Here is an 18,718-nt window from a genome sequence, read left to right on the forward strand (position 1 = left end):
CCTGTGAGGGCCCCGCCATGCCCTACGGCCTGTCTCTCGACCTGACCCTCGGCGCCCTCGTGACGGTCGGCCTCCTCGCCTACCTCGCCTACGCCCTCGTCCGCCCCGAGCGGTTCTGAAGGACACCAAGCCCATGACCGTGAACGGCTGGATCCAGATCGCGCTCTTCTGCGCGGTCGTGCTGGCGCTCGTGCGTCCCCTCGGCGGCTACATGACCCGCGTGTTCGCGGGCGAGCGGACGTTGCTCTCGCCCGTGCTCGAGCCGATCGAGCGCGGGCTCTATCGCCTGGCCGGCATCGACCGGACCCACGAGCAGCACTGGCTCGCCTACGCCACCGCGATGCTCGTCTTCCACGCGGCCGGCTTCGTGCTGCTCTACGGCCTGCTGCGGCTGCAGGCGGCCCTGCCGCTGAACCCGGACGGGCAGGGCGCCGTGGCGCCGGACCTCGCCTTCAACACCGCGGCGAGCTTCGTCACCAACACCAACTGGCAGTCCTACGGCGGCGAGACCACGCTCTCGTACCTGTCGCAGATGCTGGGGCTGACCCACCAGAACTTCCTGTCGGCCGCGACCGGCATCGCCCTGGCCGTCGCCCTCGTCCGGGGATTCTCGCGGGCCTCGGCGCGGACGGTGGGCTCGTTCTGGGTCGATCTCACCCGCTGCACCCTCTACCTGCTGCTGCCGCTCTGCGTCGTGTTCACGCTGTTCCTGGTCTGGCAGGGCATCCCGCAGACCTTCGGCGGCGCCGTCGCGGCGACGACGCTCGAGGGCGCGCAGCAGACCATCGCGGTCGGGCCGGTGGCGAGCCAGGTCGCGATCAAGATGCTCGGCACCAACGGCGGCGGCTTCTTCAACGCCAACGCCGCCCACCCGTTCGAGAACCCGACCGCGCTGTCGAACTTCGTGCAGATGGTCTCGATCTTCGCGATCGGCGCCGCGCTCACCAACCTGTTCGGCCGCAGCGTCGGCGACGAGCGTCAGGGCTGGGCGATCCTGGCCGCGATGGCCGTGCTGTTCGGGGCCGGGATCGCGGTCACCTACGGCGCCGAAGCCGCCGGCAGCCCGGTCCTGAACGCGCTCGGGCTTCCCGGCGGCAACATGGAGGGCAAGGAGATCCGGTTCGGGATCGTGGCCTCGGTGCTGTTTGCCGTCGTCACCACCGCCGCCTCCTGCGGCGCGGTCAACGCCATGCACGACTCGTTCACCGCGCTCGGCGGCATGATCCCGCTGATCAACATGGAGCTCGGCGAGATCATCGTCGGCGGCGTCGGCGCCGGGCTCTACGGCATGCTGGTCTTCGTCATCGTCACGATCTTCGTCGCCGGGCTGATGGTCGGGCGCACGCCGGAATACCTCGGCAAGAAGATCGAGGCGCGCGAGGTGAAGATGGCGATGCTCGCCATCCTCTGCCTGCCGCTGATGATGCTCGGCGGCACCGCGCTCGCCACCGTGGTCGCGGCGGGGCTCGCGGGGCCCGCCAATGCCGGCCCGCACGGCTTCTCCGAGATGCTCTACGCCTTCACCTCGGCGGCGGCCAACAACGGCTCGGCCTTCGGCGGGCTGACGGCGAACACGACCTTCTACAACACCACGCTGGCGGCCGGCATGCTGGTCGGGCGGTTCTTCGTGATCGTCCCGGCGCTCGCCATCGCCGGCGCGCTCGCCGCCAAGAAGACCGTGCCGGCCTCGTCCGGAACGTTCCCCACCGACGGCGGCCTGTTCGTCGGGCTCCTCGTCGGCGTGATCCTCATCGTCGGCGGCCTGACCTTCTTCCCGGCGCTGGCGCTGGGGCCGATCGTCGAGCACCTCGCCGGCGGCCTCGGCCAGACCTTCGCGGCGGGGGGCTGACCCGTGGGCCGCACCCTCCTCCACGCCGCCCCCCGCACAGCACACCGCCCCTTGCCGCGGCGCAAGCGGGGCGCGCAGCGCCCGCGCCCGGCCGTCGCCGGGCGCCGCCCGCCGGTCCGGGTCTCCGACCTGATCCTGGCGATGCTGAGCCTCACCCTCCTCGGCGCCCTCGGCCTGATGGCCGGCGCCGCCCTCCTCGGCCGCGCGCTCGGACACTGAGCCCGCCGGCCCTCCCCCGCATCCGGACGAAACCCCATGTCCCGCCCCTCCCAGACCCTGCTCAGCGCCGCCCTCGTCGGCCCGGCCCTCCTCAGCGCGCTGCGGAAGCTCGATCCGCGCCTGATGGTGCGTAACCCGGTGATGTTCGTCGTCGAGGTCGTCGCCGCGCTCACCACGGTGCTGTTCGTCCGCGACGCCGCGACGGGCGCCGAGAACCTCGCCTTCTCCGGGCAGATCATCCTGTGGCTCTGGTTCACGGTGCTGTTCGCCAACTTCGCCGAGGCGATCGCCGAGGGGCGCGGCAAGGCGCAGGCGGATTCCCTGCGGCGCACCCGCACCGAGACCATGGCCAAGCGGCTGACGGGTGCGGGCCGCGCCTTCGAGACCGTCCCCGGCAACGACCTCAAGGTCGGCGACGTGGTGCTGGTCGAGGCCGGCGACATCATCCCCTCGGACGGCGAGGTGATCCTCGGCATCGCCTCGGTCAACGAGGCGGCGATCACCGGCGAATCCGCCCCGGTGATCCGCGAATCGGGCGGCGACCGCTCGGCGGTGACCGGCGGCACGCAGGTGCTCTCCGACGAGATCCGGGTGCGGATCACGGCCGCGGCCGGCTCGACCTTCGTCGACCGGATGATCGCGCTCGTCGAGGGCGCCGCCCGCCAGAAGACCCCGAACGAGATCGCGCTCAACATCCTGCTCGCCGGCCTGACCCTGATCTTCGTCTTCGCCGTCGCCTCGATCCCGAGCTTCGCCTCCTATGCCGGCGGCGCGATCCCGCTGATCGTGCTGGTCGCGCTGTTCGTGACGCTGATCCCGACCACCATCGGCGCGCTGCTCTCGGCCATCGGCATCGCCGGCATGGACCGGCTGGTGCGCTTCAACGTGCTCGCCATGTCGGGCCGCGCCGTGGAGGCGGCCGGCGACGTCGATACGCTGCTCTTGGACAAGACCGGCACGATCACGCTGGGCAACCGTCAGGCCACCGCGTTCCGCCCCGTCCGCGGCGTCACCGAGCAGGAGCTCGCCGACGTGGCGCAGCTCGCCTCCCTCGCCGACGAGACGCCGGAGGGCCGCTCGATCGTGGTGCTGGCCAAGGAGAGCTACGGGATCCGCGCCCGCGACATGGCAAGCCTCGACGCCACCTTCGTGCCGTTCACCGCACAGACCCGGATGAGCGGCGTCGACCTCGCCGGCTCGCAGATTCGAAAGGGCGCCGTCGATTCGATCGTCGCGGCGGTGAGCGGCGGCCCGGTCGCGACCCGGGGCTCCAGCGCGGCCCTGGCCTACGCGCCGACCGCCTCGGCCGAGAGCGTCGAGGAGGTCCGCGCCATCGCCGACGACGTCGCCAAGGCCGGCGGCACGCCGCTCGCCGTCGCCCGCGACGGACGCCTCCTCGGCGTGGTGACGCTGAAGGACATCGTGAAGGGCGGCATCCGGGAGCGCTTCTCCGAGCTGCGCCGCATGGGCATCCGCACGGTGATGATCACCGGCGACAACCCGGTCACCGCCGCCGCGATCGCCGCCGAGGCCGGCGTCGACGACTTCCTCGCCCAGGCCACCCCCGAGGACAAGCTGGCGCTGATCCGCCGCGAGCAGGCGCAGGGCAAGCTCGTCGCGATGTGCGGCGACGGCACCAACGACGCCCCCGCCCTCGCCCAGGCCGACGTCGGCGTCGCGATGAACACCGGCACGGTGGCGGCGCGCGAGGCCGGCAACATGGTCGACCTCGATTCCGACCCGACCAAGCTCATCGAGATCGTCGGCATCGGCAAGCAGCTGCTGATGACGCGCGGCGCGCTGACCACCTTCTCGATCGCCAACGACGTGGCGAAGTACTTCGCCATCATCCCGGCGATGTTCCTCGGGCTCTATCCGCAGCTCCAGGCGCTGAACGTGATGGGGCTCGCCTCGCCCCAGAGCGCGATCCTGTCGGCGATCATCTTCAACGCGTTGATCATCGTCGCGCTGATCCCGCTGGCCCTGCGCGGCGTGGCCTACCGCGCGGTCGGCGCCGGCGCGCTGCTGCGCCGGAACCTGGCGATCTACGGCCTGGGCGGAATCCTGGTGCCCTTCGTCGGCATCAAGGCGATCGACCTCGCCGTCACCGCGCTCCGCCTCGCCTGATCCTCCCCCTTCGCGTCACGAGACCCCGCCATGCTGACCCAGCTTCGCCCCGCCCTCGTCCTGCTGATCGCGCTGACCGCGCTCACCGGGCTCGCCTATCCGCTCGCGATGACCGGGATCGCCGGCCTCGCCTTCCCGAGCCAGGCCGCCGGCTCGATCGTCCTGCGCGACGGCAAGCCCGTCGGGTCGAGCCTGATCGGCCAGGCCTTCGCCGGCGCGCGCTACTTCCAGGGCCGGCCGTCCGCGACCAGCGCCGCCGACCCGGCCGACCCCGCCAAGACCGTGCCGGCGCCCTACAACGCCGCGAACTCGTCGGGCTCCAACCTCGGCCCGACGAGCGCGGCGCTCGCCGAGCGGGTCGGCGCCGACCTCGCCCGCCTGAAGGCCGAGAACCCGGGCGTGCCGGTGCCGGTCGACCTCGTGACCACGAGCGGTTCGGGCCTCGACCCCGACCTCTCGCCCGCCGCCGCCCTGTTCCAGGTGAAGCGCGTGGCGGCCGCGCGCGGGCTCCCCGAGCCGGCCGTGCGCGACCTCGTCGAGGGGCAGGTCCGCGGTCGCTGGCTCGGCATCCTCGGCGAGCCGCGGGTGAACGTGCTGGCGCTCAACCTCGCGCTGGACGGGCTGGCGAAATAGGCGCTGGCCCATTCGGGCCCCGTTGCGGGTAGGATGCGCCCCCGATGCCCGAGCCGAGCCGAGACCCGTCCCGCCCCTCCCCCGACGCGCTGCTCGAAGCCGCGCGCCGCGAAAGCCGGTCGCGCGGCCGGCTGAAGATTTTCCTCGGCGCCGCGCCGGGGGTCGGCAAGACCTACGAGATGCTGACCACGGCCCAGGCCAAGGCCCGCGCCAGCCTCGACGTGGTGGTCGGCGTGGTCGAGACCCATGGCCGCGCGGAGACCGAAAGCCTCGTCGCCGGGCTGGAGGTCGTCCCGCGCCGCGCCGTCGCCTACAAGGGCACCCGCCTCGACGAGATGGATCTCGACGCGCTGCTGGCCCGGCGCCCGGCCCTGGCGCTGGTCGACGAGCTCGCCCACACCAACGCGCCGGGCTCGCGCCATCCGAAGCGCTACCAGGACGTCGAGGAATTGCTCGACGCCGGCATCGACGTCGACACCACCCTCAACATCCAGCACGTCGAGAGCCTGAACGACGTCGTCGTCCAGATCACCCGCATCCGGGTGCGCGAGACCGTGCCCGACGGCATCCTCGACCGGGCCGACGACATCGAGGTGATCGACCTCAACCCCGACGACCTGATCCGGCGTCTCGAGGACGGCAAGGTCTACCTGCCCCGCAACGCCGCCCGCGCGCTGCGGCACTACTTTTCCCGCGGCAACCTCACGGCCTTGCGCGAGCTGGCGCTCCGCCGCACCGCCGACCGGGTCGACGACGAACTCCTGAGCCACATGCGGGCCAACGCCATCCCCGGGCCCTGGGGCGCGGGCGAGCGGGTGCTGGTCTGCGTCAGCGAGGATCCGCGCGCGGCCGGGCTGGTGCGCTACGCCAAGCGCCTGGCCGACCGCCTGCACGCGCCCTGGACCGCGCTCTCGGTCGAGGGGCCGCGGGCGCAGGCGCTGTCGGAGGCCGCCCGCGACCGCATCGCCGACACCTTGCGGCTGGCCGACCGGCTCGGCGGCGAGGCGGCGACCGTGCCGGGCTCGCGGCGGATCGCCGACGACATCCTGGCCTATGCGCGGAGCGCCAACGCCAACCACGTCGTGGTGGGCAAGTCCGAGCGCTCGCGGCTGTTCGAGATCCTGAACGGCTCGGTGGTGCACGACCTCGTGCGCGGCTCAGGGCAGATCAGCGTCCACGTCATCGCGGGCGAGGCGCAGAGTGGGGAGGCGCAGGGCGGGGACGCGGCCGGGCCGAAGAGCGTGCGCACGGCCGCGGAGCCGTCCCGCTCGGCCTGGCCCTACGCGGTCGCGCTCGCGGCCGTCGGGGGCGCCCTCGGGATCGCGCTCGCGCTGCAGCCGATGCTCGGCGTCGAGAACGCCGACCTCGTCCTGCTCACCGCCGTGGTCGCCGTGGCGGTGCGCTTCGGCCTCGGGCCCTCGCTCGCCGCCGTGGTGGCGGCCTCGCTCGCCTACAACTTCTTCTTCCTGCCGCCGCTCTACACCTTCACCATCGCCGACCCGACCAACGTCGCCGCCTTCTGCCTGTTCACGCTGGTCGCCGTGCTGGTCTCGAACCTCGCCGCGCGCACCCGCCAGGAGGCGGTGGTCTCGCGGGCGCGGGCCGTGGCGAGCGAGCGGCTCTACGGCTTCAGCCGCAAGCTCGCCGGCTGCGGCACCCTCGACGACGTGCTGTGGGCGACCGCCTACCAGATCGCCGCGAGCCTCGACGTCCGCGTCGTGCTGCTCCTGCCCGAGGCCGGCGCGATCGCGGTGCGCGCCGGCTACCCGCCGGAGGACACCCTCGACGCGGCCGACCTCGCCGCCGCCAAGTGGGCCTTCGACAACGACCGGGCGGCGGGCCGCGGCGCCGACACCCTACCCGGCGCCAAGCGCCTGTTCCTGCCGATGCGGACCGGCCGGGGGACGCTCGGCGTCATCGGCCTCGACGCCGACCGGGCCGGGCCGATCCTCTCGCCGGAGAGCCGGCGCCTCCTCGACGCGCTCTCCGACCAGGGCGCGCTGGCCATCGAGCGCGTCCGCCTCGTCGAGGACCTCGACCGGGCCGAGCGCGCGGCCGAGACCGACCGCCTGCGCCAGGCGCTGCTCACCTCGATCTCGCACGACCTGCGCACGCCGCTCGCCGCCGTGCTCGGCGCGGCCACGACGCTGCGCGACCTCGACGACGCCCTCGACGCCCCCGCGAAGGCGGATCTCCTCGCGACCGTCATCGCGGAATCCGAGCGCCTCAACCGCTTCATCGCCAACCTCCTCGACATGACCCGCCTGGAGGCCGGCGCGGTGGTGCCCAACGTCGCGCTGCACGACGTCGCCGAGATCGCCGACACGGCCTTGCGCCGCCTGGAGGCGATCCTGTCCGGCCACCGCGTCGTGGTGGAGATCGCGCCCGGCCTGCCGCCGCTGCGGCTCGATCCGGTGCTGTTCGAGCAGGTGCTGGTCAACCTCCTCGACAACGCCGGCAAGTACGCCCCCGAGGGGTCGACCATCCGCCTGCGCGGCCGGAGGGACGGGATGCGGGTGCGGATCGAGATCCTCGACGAGGGCGGCGGCCTGCCGGAGGCCGACCTGGAACGGGTGTTCGACACGTTCTACCGCGTCGCCAAGGCCGACAGCGTGCGGGCCGGAACCGGCCTCGGCCTGCCGATCTCCCGCGGCTTCATCGAGGCGATGGCCGGCACGGTCGTCGGCGCCAACCGCCGCGACCGCTCCGGCGCGGTGTTCACCATCACCCTGCCGGTCCCCGCCGAGCCCGCGCGGACCGCCTCGGATCGGGCGGCATGACCCTGCACATCCTCGTCGTCGACGACGAGCCGCCGATCCGGCGGCTGCTGCGCACCGGGCTCGGGACCCAGGGCTACGCCGTGCTGGAGGCGCCCGACGGCCGCACCGCCCTGGAGACCCTGGGCCGCAAGGCGTCCGGCCACGAGACGGTGGACCTCGTGATCCTCGATCTCGGGCTGCCCGACATGCGCGGGCACGACCTCCTCGCCCGGATCCGCGCGGCGCATCCCGCCCTGCCGGTGGTGGTGCTGTCGAGCCGCGACGACGAGACCGGCAAGGTCGAGGCGCTCGACCTCGGGGCCGACGACTACGTCACCAAGCCCTTCGGCATGGGCGAGCTGCTGGCCCGCATCCGCACGGCGCTCCGCCACCAGCTCGCGACGGAAGGGCAGCGCCCGCTGTTCCAGGTCGGGCCCCTGAGCGTCGACCTCGTGCGCCGCATCGTCCGGGTGGAGGGGCGCGAGGTGAAGCTGACGCCGCGCGAGTACGACTTCCTGCGGGTGCTGGTGCAGCATGCCGGCAAGGTGCTGACCCACGCCCAGCTGATGGGCGCGGTCTCGGCCTCGTCCGACCCGCAATACCTCCGGGTCTACATGCGCCAGCTCCGGCAGAAGCTGGAGGCCGATCCCGAGCGCCCGCGCCTGCTGCTCACCGAGACCGGCGTCGGCTACCGCCTGCGCGCGCCCGACGACGGGCTGTCGCGCTGACGGCGTCCCCGATGCGGATCTTTTCCTGAACGAACAGGTCCGGCGCGGGTTGTGCAGGCCGCGATCCCGTTCGGATCGCAAACCCGTCCGCATCGCAAGGCCGCCCCGCCCCATGAACACCACGACCCCGGATACGACCCTGAAAGCCGCCGACTTCGCGGCTCCGACCGTCCTGCTCGCCGGCACGGTGGATTACGACATGTACCGGGACTTCCGGGCCCAGATCGGAAAGGCCCCGTGCGAGGGGCTGGTCGTCGTCGAGCTGACCACGCTCGGCGGCGACCCGGAGGTCGCGCGGATGATGGGCGAGGACATCCGCTTCAAGAGCGCGATGAACCCGCAATGCCGCTACGCCTTCCTCGGCAAGGCGGCGATCTACTCCGCCGGCACCACCTTCATGAGCTTCTTCACCCGGCAGAACCGCTACCTCACCCCCGGCACGCGGCTGATGATCCACGAGCGCAAGCTCGCCAAGGAGCTCCGGATCAACGGTCCGCTAACCACCTGCATCGCCACGGTGAAGGCGACGCTCCACGAGATCGAGTGCTCGATCGCGATCCAGAACGAGGGCTTCGCCAACCTCGTCGAGGGCTCGAGCGTGACCCTCGACCAGGTGATCGAGCGGGCTCCCTACAATTGGTACATCGAGGCCGAGGAGGCCCGCACCCTCGGCCTGATCGAGGCGGTGATCTGAGGCTCATGCCGAGTCTTCAGGCCAAGCCTCGTAGGTGAGAACCCATGAGGTCCGGCGGACGACCGCCGCCCGGCGGTCGCGGGGGCCGACCCTCGATGAGCCGGGCTCACCGAGGGTCGGCATCAGAACGCCAGCTTCATCCCGGCGACGAGGTTGCGCGGGGCGCCGGCATAGATCGAGCCGGTGGTGCCGGCGAGCACGCCCGCGCCGTTCTGCAGCCCGGTCGCCGCGCTGATCGTGTTGGCGAGGTTCTGGGCCGAGGCGGCGTAGACCGTGTCGAACAGGTTGCGCACCTCGGCGTAGAGCGTGAGGCGCTTGGCGTAGCCGCCGGGGAGTTCCGTCGCGTAGTGGACGTTGGCGTTGACGATCGCGTAGCCCGGCGCCTTCAGCTGGTTGGCGTTGTCGAGGTAGAAATCGTCCTGGAACACGGTCTCGACGAAGGCGCCGAGCCCGGCGAGCGGCCCGGCCGGGACGTCGTAGCCGACGCGGGCGAGCAGCTGGTTGGCCGGCACCCCCGGGATGCGGTTGCCGGCGCGGTCGAGGCGGCGGGTCAGCGCTCCGGCGCTGAGCTGCTCGACGTAGCGGCTGTAGACCTGGTCGTCGAAGGTGTAGGCGGCGACGATGCGCCAGCCCGGCGCGAAGGCCCAGTCGGCGCCGACCTCGAGGCCGCGGTGCTCCGAGGCCGGGGCGTTGAAGGTGTAGCTCTGCAGGCCGGCCCCGGGCGATTGCGAGACGAGCTCGTTGCGGAAGATCTCGTAGAAGCCGGTGACGCTGAGGCGCAGCCCCTCGACCGGCGTCCAGTCGGTGCCGAGGTCGAAGCCGAGGTTCTCCTGGGTCTGCAGCCCGGTGTTGTTGCCGGGCAGGCCCGCCGAGGTCACGAACAGGTTGCTCGCCGCCGGCGTGGTGTAGCCGGTGGCGACGCGGCCGCGGAACGCCCATTCGGCGCCCGGGCGGTAGACCAGCGCCAGTTCCGGGGCGACGTTGAGGAAGGTGCGGTTCGCGTCCGCGATCGTCGTGGTCGCGCCCGCGGCCGCGTAGGCGTAGGCGAGGCTGCGCCCGGTGATCGACGTGGTCTCGGCGCCGATGCCGACGACGCCCGTCCACTGCTCGGAGAGCGCGACCTCGGTGCGGGCGCGGCCGCCGAGGTTCGACTGCACCGTTTCCTGGTCGCCGATCAGCGCGCCCAGCCGCGGGCCGCCGTAGGGCGCGCGGTTGTAGGTCGAGATCCGGTTGTCGATGGTGCTGTAGGCCAAAGCCACGTAGCCGACCGCCGGCAGGCCGAACAGGTCGTAGCGCCGGGTGAGGTCGGTGAGAAAGTTCCAGGACGGGTACGAGCCCCGTGACGCGGTCGCGTAGAACGGCTGGTTGAAATTGCGCTCGTCGAAGCCGAGTTGCGTGCGCCAGGTGGTCTGGGCGTCGATGTCGTGCTCGTAGCGCGCCGCCACGATCGTGCGCCGGTCCTTGCGCTCGAAGCCGGCCTCCTCGGCGGTGACGCCGACCCTTCGGCCGTAGGCGCCGTTGACGAAGAGGTTGGTGAGCGAGCAGCCCGCCGCCGCGGTCGCCGCCGCCGCGCAGCCGCGCTGATAGGGGTTGGTGCGGAACTCGGCCAGCGACGACCGGGCGGCGAGGTCCGCGTGCAGGTCGTTGTTGATCACCTTGAGGGTGAAGCGGTTGTCCGGCGTCGGGGTGTAGCTCGCCAGCAGGTCGATGGTCTGCGTGTCGTAGGACGAATGGTCCTGGTAGCCGTTGGCGCGCACGTCGCTGGAGAACAGGCTGATCTCGAGCGGGCCGCTGACGCCGCCGACCGTGAAGGAGGTGCTGAGATAGCCGAAGCTGCCGGCATCGGTGCCGATCTCGTAGCCGTCGATCTCGCGGCCGGTGCGGGTGCGGAAGGCCAGCGCGCCGCCCGTGGCGTAGTTGCCGAACAGGGCCGATTGCGGCCCGCGGAACACGTCGATGCGGGAATAGGCCCGCGGGTCGGAGAGGTCGAAGCGCGCGGCGCCGTCGGGCTGGGTCAGGACGAAGCCGTCCTCCAGCACCACCGTGTTCTTGATCACGCCGGTGGAGCGGGCGTTGTTGCCGCGGATCGAGATGATCACGTCGCGCCCGCCGTTGCCCTGGCGCACGGTGACGCCGGGGCTGTTGGCGGGCACCGCGCCGAGGCTCGTCGCCGGCCGGTTCTCGATCGTGTCGCGCCGCCCGATCCCGGTCACGACCTGCCCGACCGGATGCTCGATGACGCTGGGCGCCGAGCCCTGCGGCGCGGCGACGCCGAAGGGAATGCCGGCCGCCGGTGCCGGCCCGTCGCGCTCGCCGACCACCGAGAGCTCGGAGAGCGTGACGCTCTCCTGTGCCTGTGCCTGCGCCTGTGCCTGCGCCTGCGCGACGGCGAGCGGGCTGGCGGACAGGAGGAGGAGGCCGGCGCGCAGCCGGAGCTTGGGCAGGAAGGGCATCGGGCGGGCTCGTCTGATCGGGAGGCAGGCGGGATCGGCCCGCCGGAAGAGGTTCGCGATTCGATCAGAGCAGGGTCGGCGGTGCCCTCGGCCGGCCGGCGATCCGGGGGCGATGCGGGGTGCGGGCGGGCGGCGGGGTCGGCCAGGCGACGGGCGACCAGCGCAGGACCCGCGCCGCCGGCTGCGGTGCGGCGACGACCGGCGCGGCGAGCCCCACGGCGCAGAGCGGGCAGGCGTGGCAGCCGGGAACGAGCGGAGCCGGCTCCCCCGCGGCGTCGGCTGCGCCGGCATGGCCGCAGATCGCCGACAGGCCGAGCGACGCGGCGTCGGGCGCCATCCGCAGGGCGGCGAGCGGCACGATCGACTGCGCCCAGATCGCCAGCAGGATCAGCGCGGTGCCGAGGGCGCCGACGCGCTTCGCCCGACCCGTCACAGGACGGCCTGGATCTGCCGGAGGGCGAGCCCGTGCCCGGCCGCGAGATCGAGCGGGCCGACGAAGCCGCCGTTCCGGTCCATCAGGTAGACCATCAGCGTGTGCTCCAGGGTGTAGTCGCCCCCCGGCAGCGGGACCTTCTTGGAGAAGACGCGGTAGGACCGCGCCACCCGGTCGATCTCCTCGCGGGTCCCGGTCAGCCCCGTGATCGAATCGCTGAACGAGCCCATGTAGTCGCGCAGCACCGCGGCGTCGTCGCGCTCGGGATCGAGGGTGATGTAGTAGGCGCCGATGTCGCCGCCGGCCTTGTGCAGGTCGTCGATCAGGTTGGAGAGGTCGGCCAGCGTCGTCGGGCAGACGTTCGGGCAGCGGGTGAACCCGAAGAACACCAGGAAGGGCCGGCCGGCCAGCGTCGCCGAATCGAGGATCCCGCCCTTGGACGATTGCAGCCGGAACGGGCCGCCGACCACCGACATCGCCGGCTTGGCGGGCCCGCGCGGCAGCATCGCCACGACGCCCCCGGCGATGCCGAGGATGCCGACGAGCACCGCCGCGAGGATGCCGTAGCCCGCCCGGCGCTGGGCCGGCGTGACGGGCGGCGGATCAATGGGCATGATCGTGGCCGCCGGCCGCCCCTTGCGCGCCCTCGGGGGCCTTCGCGCCGATCGCCTCGACCGCGAACTCGACCGGGACGGTCCCCGCCTTCTCGAACCGCAGCGTGCCCTTGACGCGCTCGCCCTTCTTCAGGGGCGCCGTCAGGTCGACGAACATCATGTGGTAGCCGCCGGGCGCGAGCGTCACCGTGGCGCCGGGGGCGATGACCAGGCCGCCCGGGACCGGAGCCATCTTCATCACGGTGCCGTCCATCGTCATCGAATGGATCTCGACGTGGTCCGCCCCGGTCACCGTGGCGCCGAGCAGCGTGTCCGGCGCGGTGCCGGTGTTGGTGACGCTGAGGTAGCCGCCGCCGACCTTGGCGCCGTTCGGGGTCGCCCGCGTCCAGGGATGGGCGATCGCGAGCGCGCCGGCCTTGTACTCGTGGGCGCCGGCCGGGACCGCGAGCAGCGCGAGGGCGACGAGGGAGCCGGTCGCGCGGCGACGGAACAGCTTGGACATGGCAACTCTCCTGAAGGGGGCGGTGTCGGTCGCGGCCGCGGGCGGCCGGGCGGTTGGGGGACGGCGTCCCGGGCATGCCGGCTCGCGCGATCGCGAGGGGCCGAGCGACGGCGATGCGGCAGGCTGCATCGGTCGATGCGGGCCGAGGCCTTCCCGGAGCACGGCTTTCAGCGCGCAACCGTGAGGCAGGGCGCGACGCCGCGTTCCGGCTGGGCGGCGGCCGGGCGGTGGATCAGGCGGCGGGTGGGGCGCGTGCGCCGGCGCCGATGCCCGGCGGAGCGCGGGCGGCGGCGGCGAGGACGGGACGCCACGGAACGTCGACGGCCGGGGGAGCGGACCGGGCGACCGCGACGGCCGCCGGAACCGGCACGTCCGCCATCGGCATCGCCTGCGCGGCCGTGCAGCATGCCAGGTGGTCGCCGTGATGGGGCGCGTCGGCCGGGCCCTGCCCGTCCGCGCCGGATTCCTGCAGGCAGAGCGCGTGCGCCGGGTCGAGGGTGCGCACGCCCGTCATCCCGCCGAGGACGGCCTGCAGGGCGAGCGCGTAGAGCGCGGTCACGGCGATGACCGCGCGGCAGACCCGCCAATCTGGCCGCCACATGCGCATGCCCCACGCCTAGGGCGCCGGCCGCCGCCCCGTCAATGCGGCAGAACCGTGCGAGGCCGTTTTCGCCGGGCCTGCCGCTCGGATCGAGGGCCGCCGCTCAGAACCGCCCGGCCAGCGTCAGCCGCACGGCGGTGGGCTCGACCGGGTGGAAGTGCCGGTCGGCGACGCCGTCGGCCGGTTCGCCCGGCAGGCGCGAGACGTAGTAGTAGGTGATCTGGTCCGACTTGGCGTTGGTCAGGTTCAGCACGTCGAGCGACAGGCTGAGGCCGTTGTCGAAATTGTAGCCGACGCGGCCGTTGAGCAGCGCCGTCGGCTTCGAGCGCACGGAATTGTCCTCGATCAGCGGGCGCGGGCCGAAGTAGCGCAGCCGCATCGCGCCGAACCAGCCGAGGCCCTCGCCGAAGGTGAACCCGGCCGACGCGATCGTGGTCGGCGCCTCGGGGATGCGGTTGCCGACCGGGTCGACGTCGGAGAAGCGGGTATTGGTGACGGTGAGGTCCCCCTCCAGCCTCAGCCACGGCGTCACCGCGTAGCGGTTGGTCCACTCGATGCCGAAGCGGCGGCTCGGCCGGCTCGGCTCCGTCGTGCCGGTGTCGCCCTGGAACAGGTTCTCCGACGCGAAATCGAGGCGGAACAGGGCCAATGCCGTCTCCAGCCCGGCGATCGAGCGGTTGCGGATGCCGACCTCGTAGCCGGTCGAGGGCACGAGGAAGGGCGAGCGCGCGATGTTGAACAGGGGGCTCGCCGGGTCGACCGTCGCGGTCACGCCGCGCACGTCGTTCGAGTGGAAGCCGCCGCCGTAGTTCACGTAGAGCTCGGTGTCGAACCACGGCCCCAGCACCAGCCCGAGCTTCGGGTTGGCGATGCCGTCCCGTGCCTTGCCGGAATTGGCCGCCGTGTCGGAGACCACGTCGCCGTAGTAGGCGTCGGCCCGGAAGCCGACGCTGGTGCGCAGCCAGTCGGTCCAGCGCACGCGGTTGTCGACGTAGAACGCCCCGCTCGCCTCCAGCACCCGGTCGTCGAGGACGCCCGTGCGGAACTGGCGGTTCGCGGTGTTGAACAGCCCGACGCGGATCGCGTCGGTGCGGGTCTGCACCCCGATCTCGTTCTCCATCGGATGCCCGAACAGGTCGCCCTGGAAGACGTGGCTCACCTCGCCGCCGCCGAGGATGCGCTGGTCGAGCTGGTGGAACTGGTCTCCGTTGACCGGATCGTTGAGGAAGTAGGTGAAGTCGTTGAACAGGTTGAGCTGCGAGCGGATGACGTAGGCCGAGGCCCGCGTGACGCCGGTGTCGTCGGTCATGCTCCAGCGGCCCGAGAGCGAGAACCGGCTGCTGTCGCCGCCGTCGGTCGGGTTCAGGGTGCCGAAGCGGCCGATGATCCCCTCCGACACCGCGCGCGACGCGATCTGGTTGGTCGCGGTCCAGCGGCTGGCATAGGCCATGCCGGTGACCGAGAACCCGTCGAGCGCCGTGCCCTGGCTGTAGCGCACCACGCCGTTCACCTTGCGCAGCGCGTCCGGCACGTCCCACGGGCCGTCGTAGACCTGCGCCTCGCCCGCCACGAGCAGGTTGCCCTGGCCGAGGGGGGCCGAGGCGATGGTCAGCGCCCGCGCGTAGCCGAAGCTGCCGAACGAGGTCAGCGCGACGTTCTTGGCGACGGTGTCGAGGTAGTCGATCCGTACCGAGCCGGCCGAGGCGAAGTCGCCGTCGCGGACGAAGTACGGCCCCTTGTGGAACGCCACCGCGCCGACGAGCTCGGGGATCAGGAAGTTGATGTCGGCGTAGCCCTGGCCGTGCGCGTGCGTGCGCATGTTCACCGGCATCCCGTCGACCTCGATCGCGATGTCGGTGCCGTGGTCGAGGTTGAAGCCGCGCAGGAAGAACTGGTTGGCCTTGCCCTCCCCCGAATGCTGGGTGACGATCAGGCCGGGCACGGATTCGAGCACCTCGCCCGGCCGCGTGATCGGGCGGCTGTTGATCTCGGCGCCGGAAACGATGCCGGCGCTCGCCGCATCCACCGTCCGAAGCGCCCCGCCGGCGCCGATGGTGCCGCCGACGTAGCCGGCGCTCGCCGCAGCCCCGGCGGCGGGCCTGGGATCGTCGGCCGTCACGGAGATCTCGGCGAGGTTCGCCTCGGCCTCCCCGGCGGCGGGGCGCGCCAGCGCGGCCGGGCCCGAGAGGGCGGCGGCGCAGGCGAGAGCGAGCAGGGTTGGCGTTCGGAAGACGGGCGGGGACTGGGACGCGGACACGGGACCTCGGGCGACGCGGACGTGGCACGTCACCGCGAACGAGGCCGATCCACCGCTCCGTCCGTCGGACGGCCGGGGGCTTCGACACCCGCCGGAACACCCCGCCCGACGCGCTTCGCGTGTGACCACGACTGACGGCAGGTCTCCTGGCTCGCGGGTCATCGCCCGCCACCGTCTTCCCGGATGCGGCGCATCCAGTGACGTCCAGTGGTGGAAGGCTCGCCGCTTACAGTTGCGGGGGCAGCCGCGGCTTCGGGCAAGGCCTCGTCGGGCCCTCCCCTCACCGCGTTCCCTTTTGATCCTCGATGAGGAACCGTCGCGTGCAGGTTGCGTCGGGCGGCGCCGGCCCGTCAATCCGGCTTTCGGACGCCGTCGCCGGGTGTGGCCGATCGGTGACGGCGTCAGCGGCTCGCGGCGAAGCGGGCCGGGCCGTCGCCGCGGCCGGTCACCACGACGAGGCGGCGGATCTCGCCGCGCAGGAACGCCTGCAGGAAGCGGTCGTAGTTGCGGAAGGACACGCAGCCGTTCGAGGCGCCGCTCGGCCCGAGCATGTAGGTGTGGGCCAGCAGCCCGTCGCGGCCGTGGATCGCGGCGGCGCCGCCCACCGGGTTGAGGCGGATCGCCCGCACGCCGTGGAACAAAGCCTCGCGCTCGGTGAGGTCGTAGGTGCCCGGCGGGGTCGAGCCGCGCATGCGCAGGTGCACGAAGTCGGGATGGTCCATGCTGGCGCCGAGGCCGGAATGGGCTTCCAGCACCTCGCCGTTCGGCAGGCGGACGGTGCGGGCGGTGATGTCGTAGATCGCCGTGCCGGCGCCCGCGTCGGGGCTGGGGAACAGGCGGCCGCGCGACCGCTCCAGCCCGGGGCTCTCGAGGGCGGCGTAGGCCAAAGCCGGGCCCGGGTCCTTCCGCGCGGCGAACAGCTCCTCGAAGAACGACGGCGTCTCGGCGGTGGGCGCCGGCACCGCCTCGGGCACCCGGCGCGGGGCGCGGCGCAGGGCGAGGCGCTGCGGCACGGGGACGGCGATCAGGTCCGCCGGGCGGGCGACCGGCAGCGGCACGATCTGGGCCTGCCGCACGACCTCGGTGTCCCGCAGGACCTGGGTAACCCGCAGGACCTGCGTGTCCCGTAAGACCCGGCTTGCCCGCAGGGCCCGCACCTGCTCCACGACCTGGGCCTGCCGGCCGGTCTCCGCCGGGGGCGCGGCCTCCGTCGAACGCGGCTCGGCGGCCGCGAGCGTCGCGACCGGCGGGGCGAAACGCGGCTCCGGCGGGGTGAGCGCGGCGCCGAGGGGCGCGCCCTGACGGTCCGCGCCGGCCTCCGGGCCCAGCATCGGCCGGGGATCGAACAGGGCCGCGAGGGCGGTCGACCCGGTGCTGCGGGCCTGGAGCCTCGCGACCTGCGGCACCGGCTCGGTCCCGCCGCCCGGCGGCACGCCCTCGAGGGTGACGAGGCAGAGCAGGGCGGCGAGCGTGTTGCGAAGGATCGGGTGGCGGCGTGCCCGCCGGCGGCGGGCGGGACGCGTGAGGCCGCAGGAGGAGCGCGGGTGATGAGGCATGCGGACTCGACTCGAAGGCGACCCGGTGCCCGCAGCCGCGCAGCGTCCGGCCCGCGCCCGCGACGGATCGGCGGGCGGCGGGCCGGCCGATGGGGTCGGCCGTGCGGGGATCGAGAGAACTGCGACTGATCCGTATTGGGCGCGCGTTTGGTTAATCCGCCCCTAAGCCGCCGGCCGACGCGTGCGGATCGCGCGCGAAAACCCGCGAGACCCGTGCGCCGGCGCGGCGATGATCGGCAGCGTCTCGCTCGACCCGCTCGACCCGCGCGGCGCGGGGATAAGCGGGGGCATGCGCAGGCACGCGAACGTGTTGCCGCTTCGTTCTTGCCGAGCCGGCCCCGAATCGGCGATACCGTCGCACATGCGGATGCCCGTCCTCGCTGTCCTCCTGTCCCTGAACGCCCTGCCCTGCGCGGCTGCGCAGGCGCCGCGGGCGGCCGACCCGGCGGCGCTGGAGCAGGCGTGGCGCGACTGCGTGCGGGAAGCCTATGCGCACCAGCCGCCGGCCCAGGGGCGCGCCGGCTCGCAGCGCAACGCCCTCGACGAATGCAAGGAGCGCGAGGACGCCGTCGTCGCGGCGCTGATGGCCGCCCGCGACGTCGAGGCCGGACGCGATGCCCGCTCGCTGCCGGCCCGTGCCCGCGCCTGGGCGGCCTCGGTCGCCGCCTACGTCGTCGACCCGGTCTCGTCCTGGATCGCGATGCTGCGCAACTGAGCGCCGGCAATTCCCGCGCCGACGGCGGCCGGGTCGTTCAGAGGATCGGATGCATCTGCCGGGCGCGCCGGCGCGTCACCGCCCGTAGACATCCTCGACGCGGATGATGTCGTCCTCGCCGGTATAGGAGCCGACCTGGACCTCGATCAGCTCGAGCGGGATCCTGCCGGGATTGGTCAGGCGGTGCAGCGAGCCGATCGGCAGGTACACCGCCTCGTTCTCGTGCACGAGGACCAGGCGCTCGCCCAGCGTCACCTCCGCCGTGCCCTTCACCACCACCCAGTGCTCGGCGCGGTGATGGTGCTTCTGCAGCGACAGGCGCCCGCCCGGCGTCACCATGATGCGCTTGACCTGGAAGCGCTCGCCGATGTCGACGCGCTGGTACCAGCCCCAGGGCCGGTACATCCGCCGGTGCGCGTCGGCCTCCGGATGGGCCTGGGCCCGCAGCACCCCGACCAGCTCCTTGACCCGGCCCGACTGCGCCTTCGAGGCGACCAGCACCGCGTCGGGGGTCGCCACCACCACCACGTCGTCGAGGCCGACCACCGTGGTCAGCCCCTCGCCCTCGCTGTGCACCA

General features: G+C 72.9%; 17 protein-coding genes and 1 riboswitch. Of the genes, 9 read left to right on the forward strand and 8 right to left on the reverse strand.

Features of this window, described 5'->3' with window-relative positions; all coding sequences use genetic code 11:
* Positions 1-17 precede the first annotated feature (17 nt).
* The 8 genes from MKK68_RS22870 (at position 18) to MKK68_RS22905 (ending at position 9,009) form a co-directional block, all read left to right on the forward strand.
* A complete protein-coding gene (locus MKK68_RS22870) occupies positions 18-119 on the forward strand; it encodes a K(+)-transporting ATPase subunit F (RefSeq protein WP_210246746.1) in 102 nt (33 codons plus the stop codon).
* A gap of 14 nt (positions 120-133) precedes the next feature.
* The gene (gene kdpA, locus MKK68_RS22875) at positions 134-1,849 is read left to right on the forward strand and encodes a potassium-transporting ATPase subunit KdpA (protein ID WP_244033017.1); all 1,716 of its coding nucleotides are present in this window, start codon (positions 134-136) and stop codon (positions 1,847-1,849) included.
* Between the two features lie 3 nt (positions 1,850-1,852).
* Positions 1,853-2,068 (forward strand): hypothetical protein, encoded by a 216-nt coding sequence (locus MKK68_RS22880; RefSeq protein WP_147862918.1) that lies wholly within the window; start codon positions 1,853-1,855, stop codon positions 2,066-2,068.
* Between the two features lie 36 nt (positions 2,069-2,104).
* Complete coding sequence (gene kdpB, locus MKK68_RS22885; protein ID WP_244033018.1) at positions 2,105-4,195, forward strand: potassium-transporting ATPase subunit KdpB; 2,091 nt, start codon at positions 2,105-2,107, stop codon at positions 4,193-4,195.
* Between the two features lie 30 nt (positions 4,196-4,225).
* A complete protein-coding gene (locus MKK68_RS22890) occupies positions 4,226-4,828 on the forward strand; it encodes a K(+)-transporting ATPase subunit C (RefSeq protein ID WP_147729400.1) in 603 nt (200 codons plus the stop codon).
* A 44-nt stretch (positions 4,829-4,872) separates the two neighbouring features.
* Positions 4,873-7,608 carry a sensor histidine kinase gene (locus MKK68_RS22895; protein ID WP_244033019.1) on the forward strand — a complete coding sequence of 912 codons (2,736 nt, stop codon included), beginning with the start codon at positions 4,873-4,875 and terminating at the stop codon, positions 7,606-7,608.
* Positions 7,605-8,315, forward strand: coding sequence for a response regulator (locus tag MKK68_RS22900; protein WP_147728118.1), 711 nt, complete (start codon positions 7,605-7,607; stop codon positions 8,313-8,315). Before MKK68_RS22895 ends, MKK68_RS22900 begins: the two co-directional genes overlap by 4 nt.
* A gap of 112 nt (positions 8,316-8,427) precedes the next feature.
* Positions 8,428-9,009 (forward strand): peptidase S14, encoded by a 582-nt coding sequence (locus MKK68_RS22905; RefSeq protein WP_147728117.1) that lies wholly within the window; start codon positions 8,428-8,430, stop codon positions 9,007-9,009.
* A 122-nt stretch (positions 9,010-9,131) separates the two neighbouring features.
* On the opposite strand, the gene MKK68_RS22910 is transcribed toward MKK68_RS22905, so the two are convergent.
* The 7 genes from MKK68_RS22910 to MKK68_RS22940 form a co-directional block, all read right to left on the reverse strand.
* A complete protein-coding gene (locus MKK68_RS22910; RefSeq protein ID WP_244033020.1) occupies positions 9,132-11,462 on the reverse strand; it encodes a TonB-dependent receptor family protein in 2,331 nt (776 codons plus the stop codon).
* Between the two features lie 64 nt (positions 11,463-11,526).
* Entirely contained in the window at positions 11,527-11,895 is a 369-nt protein-coding gene (locus MKK68_RS22915) for a DUF2946 family protein (RefSeq protein WP_244033021.1), read from the reverse strand.
* Positions 11,892-12,509 carry an SCO family protein gene (locus MKK68_RS22920; RefSeq protein ID WP_147729783.1) on the reverse strand — a complete coding sequence of 206 codons (618 nt, stop codon included), beginning with the start codon at positions 12,507-12,509 and terminating at the stop codon, positions 11,892-11,894. Before MKK68_RS22920 ends, MKK68_RS22915 begins: the two co-directional genes overlap by 4 nt.
* A complete protein-coding gene (locus MKK68_RS22925; protein ID WP_147729784.1) occupies positions 12,499-13,011 on the reverse strand; it encodes a copper chaperone PCu(A)C in 513 nt (170 codons plus the stop codon). Before MKK68_RS22925 ends, MKK68_RS22920 begins: the two co-directional genes overlap by 11 nt.
* A gap of 232 nt (positions 13,012-13,243) precedes the next feature.
* On the reverse strand, positions 13,244-13,612 hold the full coding sequence (locus MKK68_RS22930; RefSeq protein WP_147862925.1) for a hypothetical protein: 369 nt from the start codon (positions 13,610-13,612) through the stop codon (positions 13,244-13,246).
* 103 nt (positions 13,613-13,715) lie between these two features.
* Entirely contained in the window at positions 13,716-15,869 is a 2,154-nt protein-coding gene (locus MKK68_RS22935; protein ID WP_409567303.1) for a TonB-dependent receptor, read from the reverse strand.
* A gap of 118 nt (positions 15,870-15,987) precedes the next feature.
* A riboswitch (cobalamin riboswitch) is annotated at positions 15,988-16,202 on the reverse strand.
* Between the two features lie 68 nt (positions 16,203-16,270).
* Positions 16,271-17,425 (reverse strand): DUF2778 domain-containing protein, encoded by a 1,155-nt coding sequence (locus tag MKK68_RS22940; protein ID WP_244033022.1) that lies wholly within the window; start codon positions 17,423-17,425, stop codon positions 16,271-16,273.
* Between the two features lie 361 nt (positions 17,426-17,786).
* Here MKK68_RS22940 and MKK68_RS22945 point away from each other — a divergent pair, with 361 nt between their 5' ends.
* Positions 17,787-18,140 carry a hypothetical protein gene (locus tag MKK68_RS22945; protein WP_147729975.1) on the forward strand — a complete coding sequence of 118 codons (354 nt, stop codon included), beginning with the start codon at positions 17,787-17,789 and terminating at the stop codon, positions 18,138-18,140.
* A gap of 75 nt (positions 18,141-18,215) precedes the next feature.
* Here the strand turns inward: MKK68_RS22945 and MKK68_RS22950 are convergent.
* A partial coding sequence (locus MKK68_RS22950) for a cupin domain-containing protein (RefSeq protein WP_244033023.1) occupies positions 18,216-18,718 on the reverse strand: 503 nt, incomplete at its 5' end.

The organism is Methylobacterium sp. E-016 (assembly GCF_022829745.1).
Classification (GTDB): Bacteria; Pseudomonadota; Alphaproteobacteria; order Rhizobiales; family Beijerinckiaceae; genus Methylobacterium.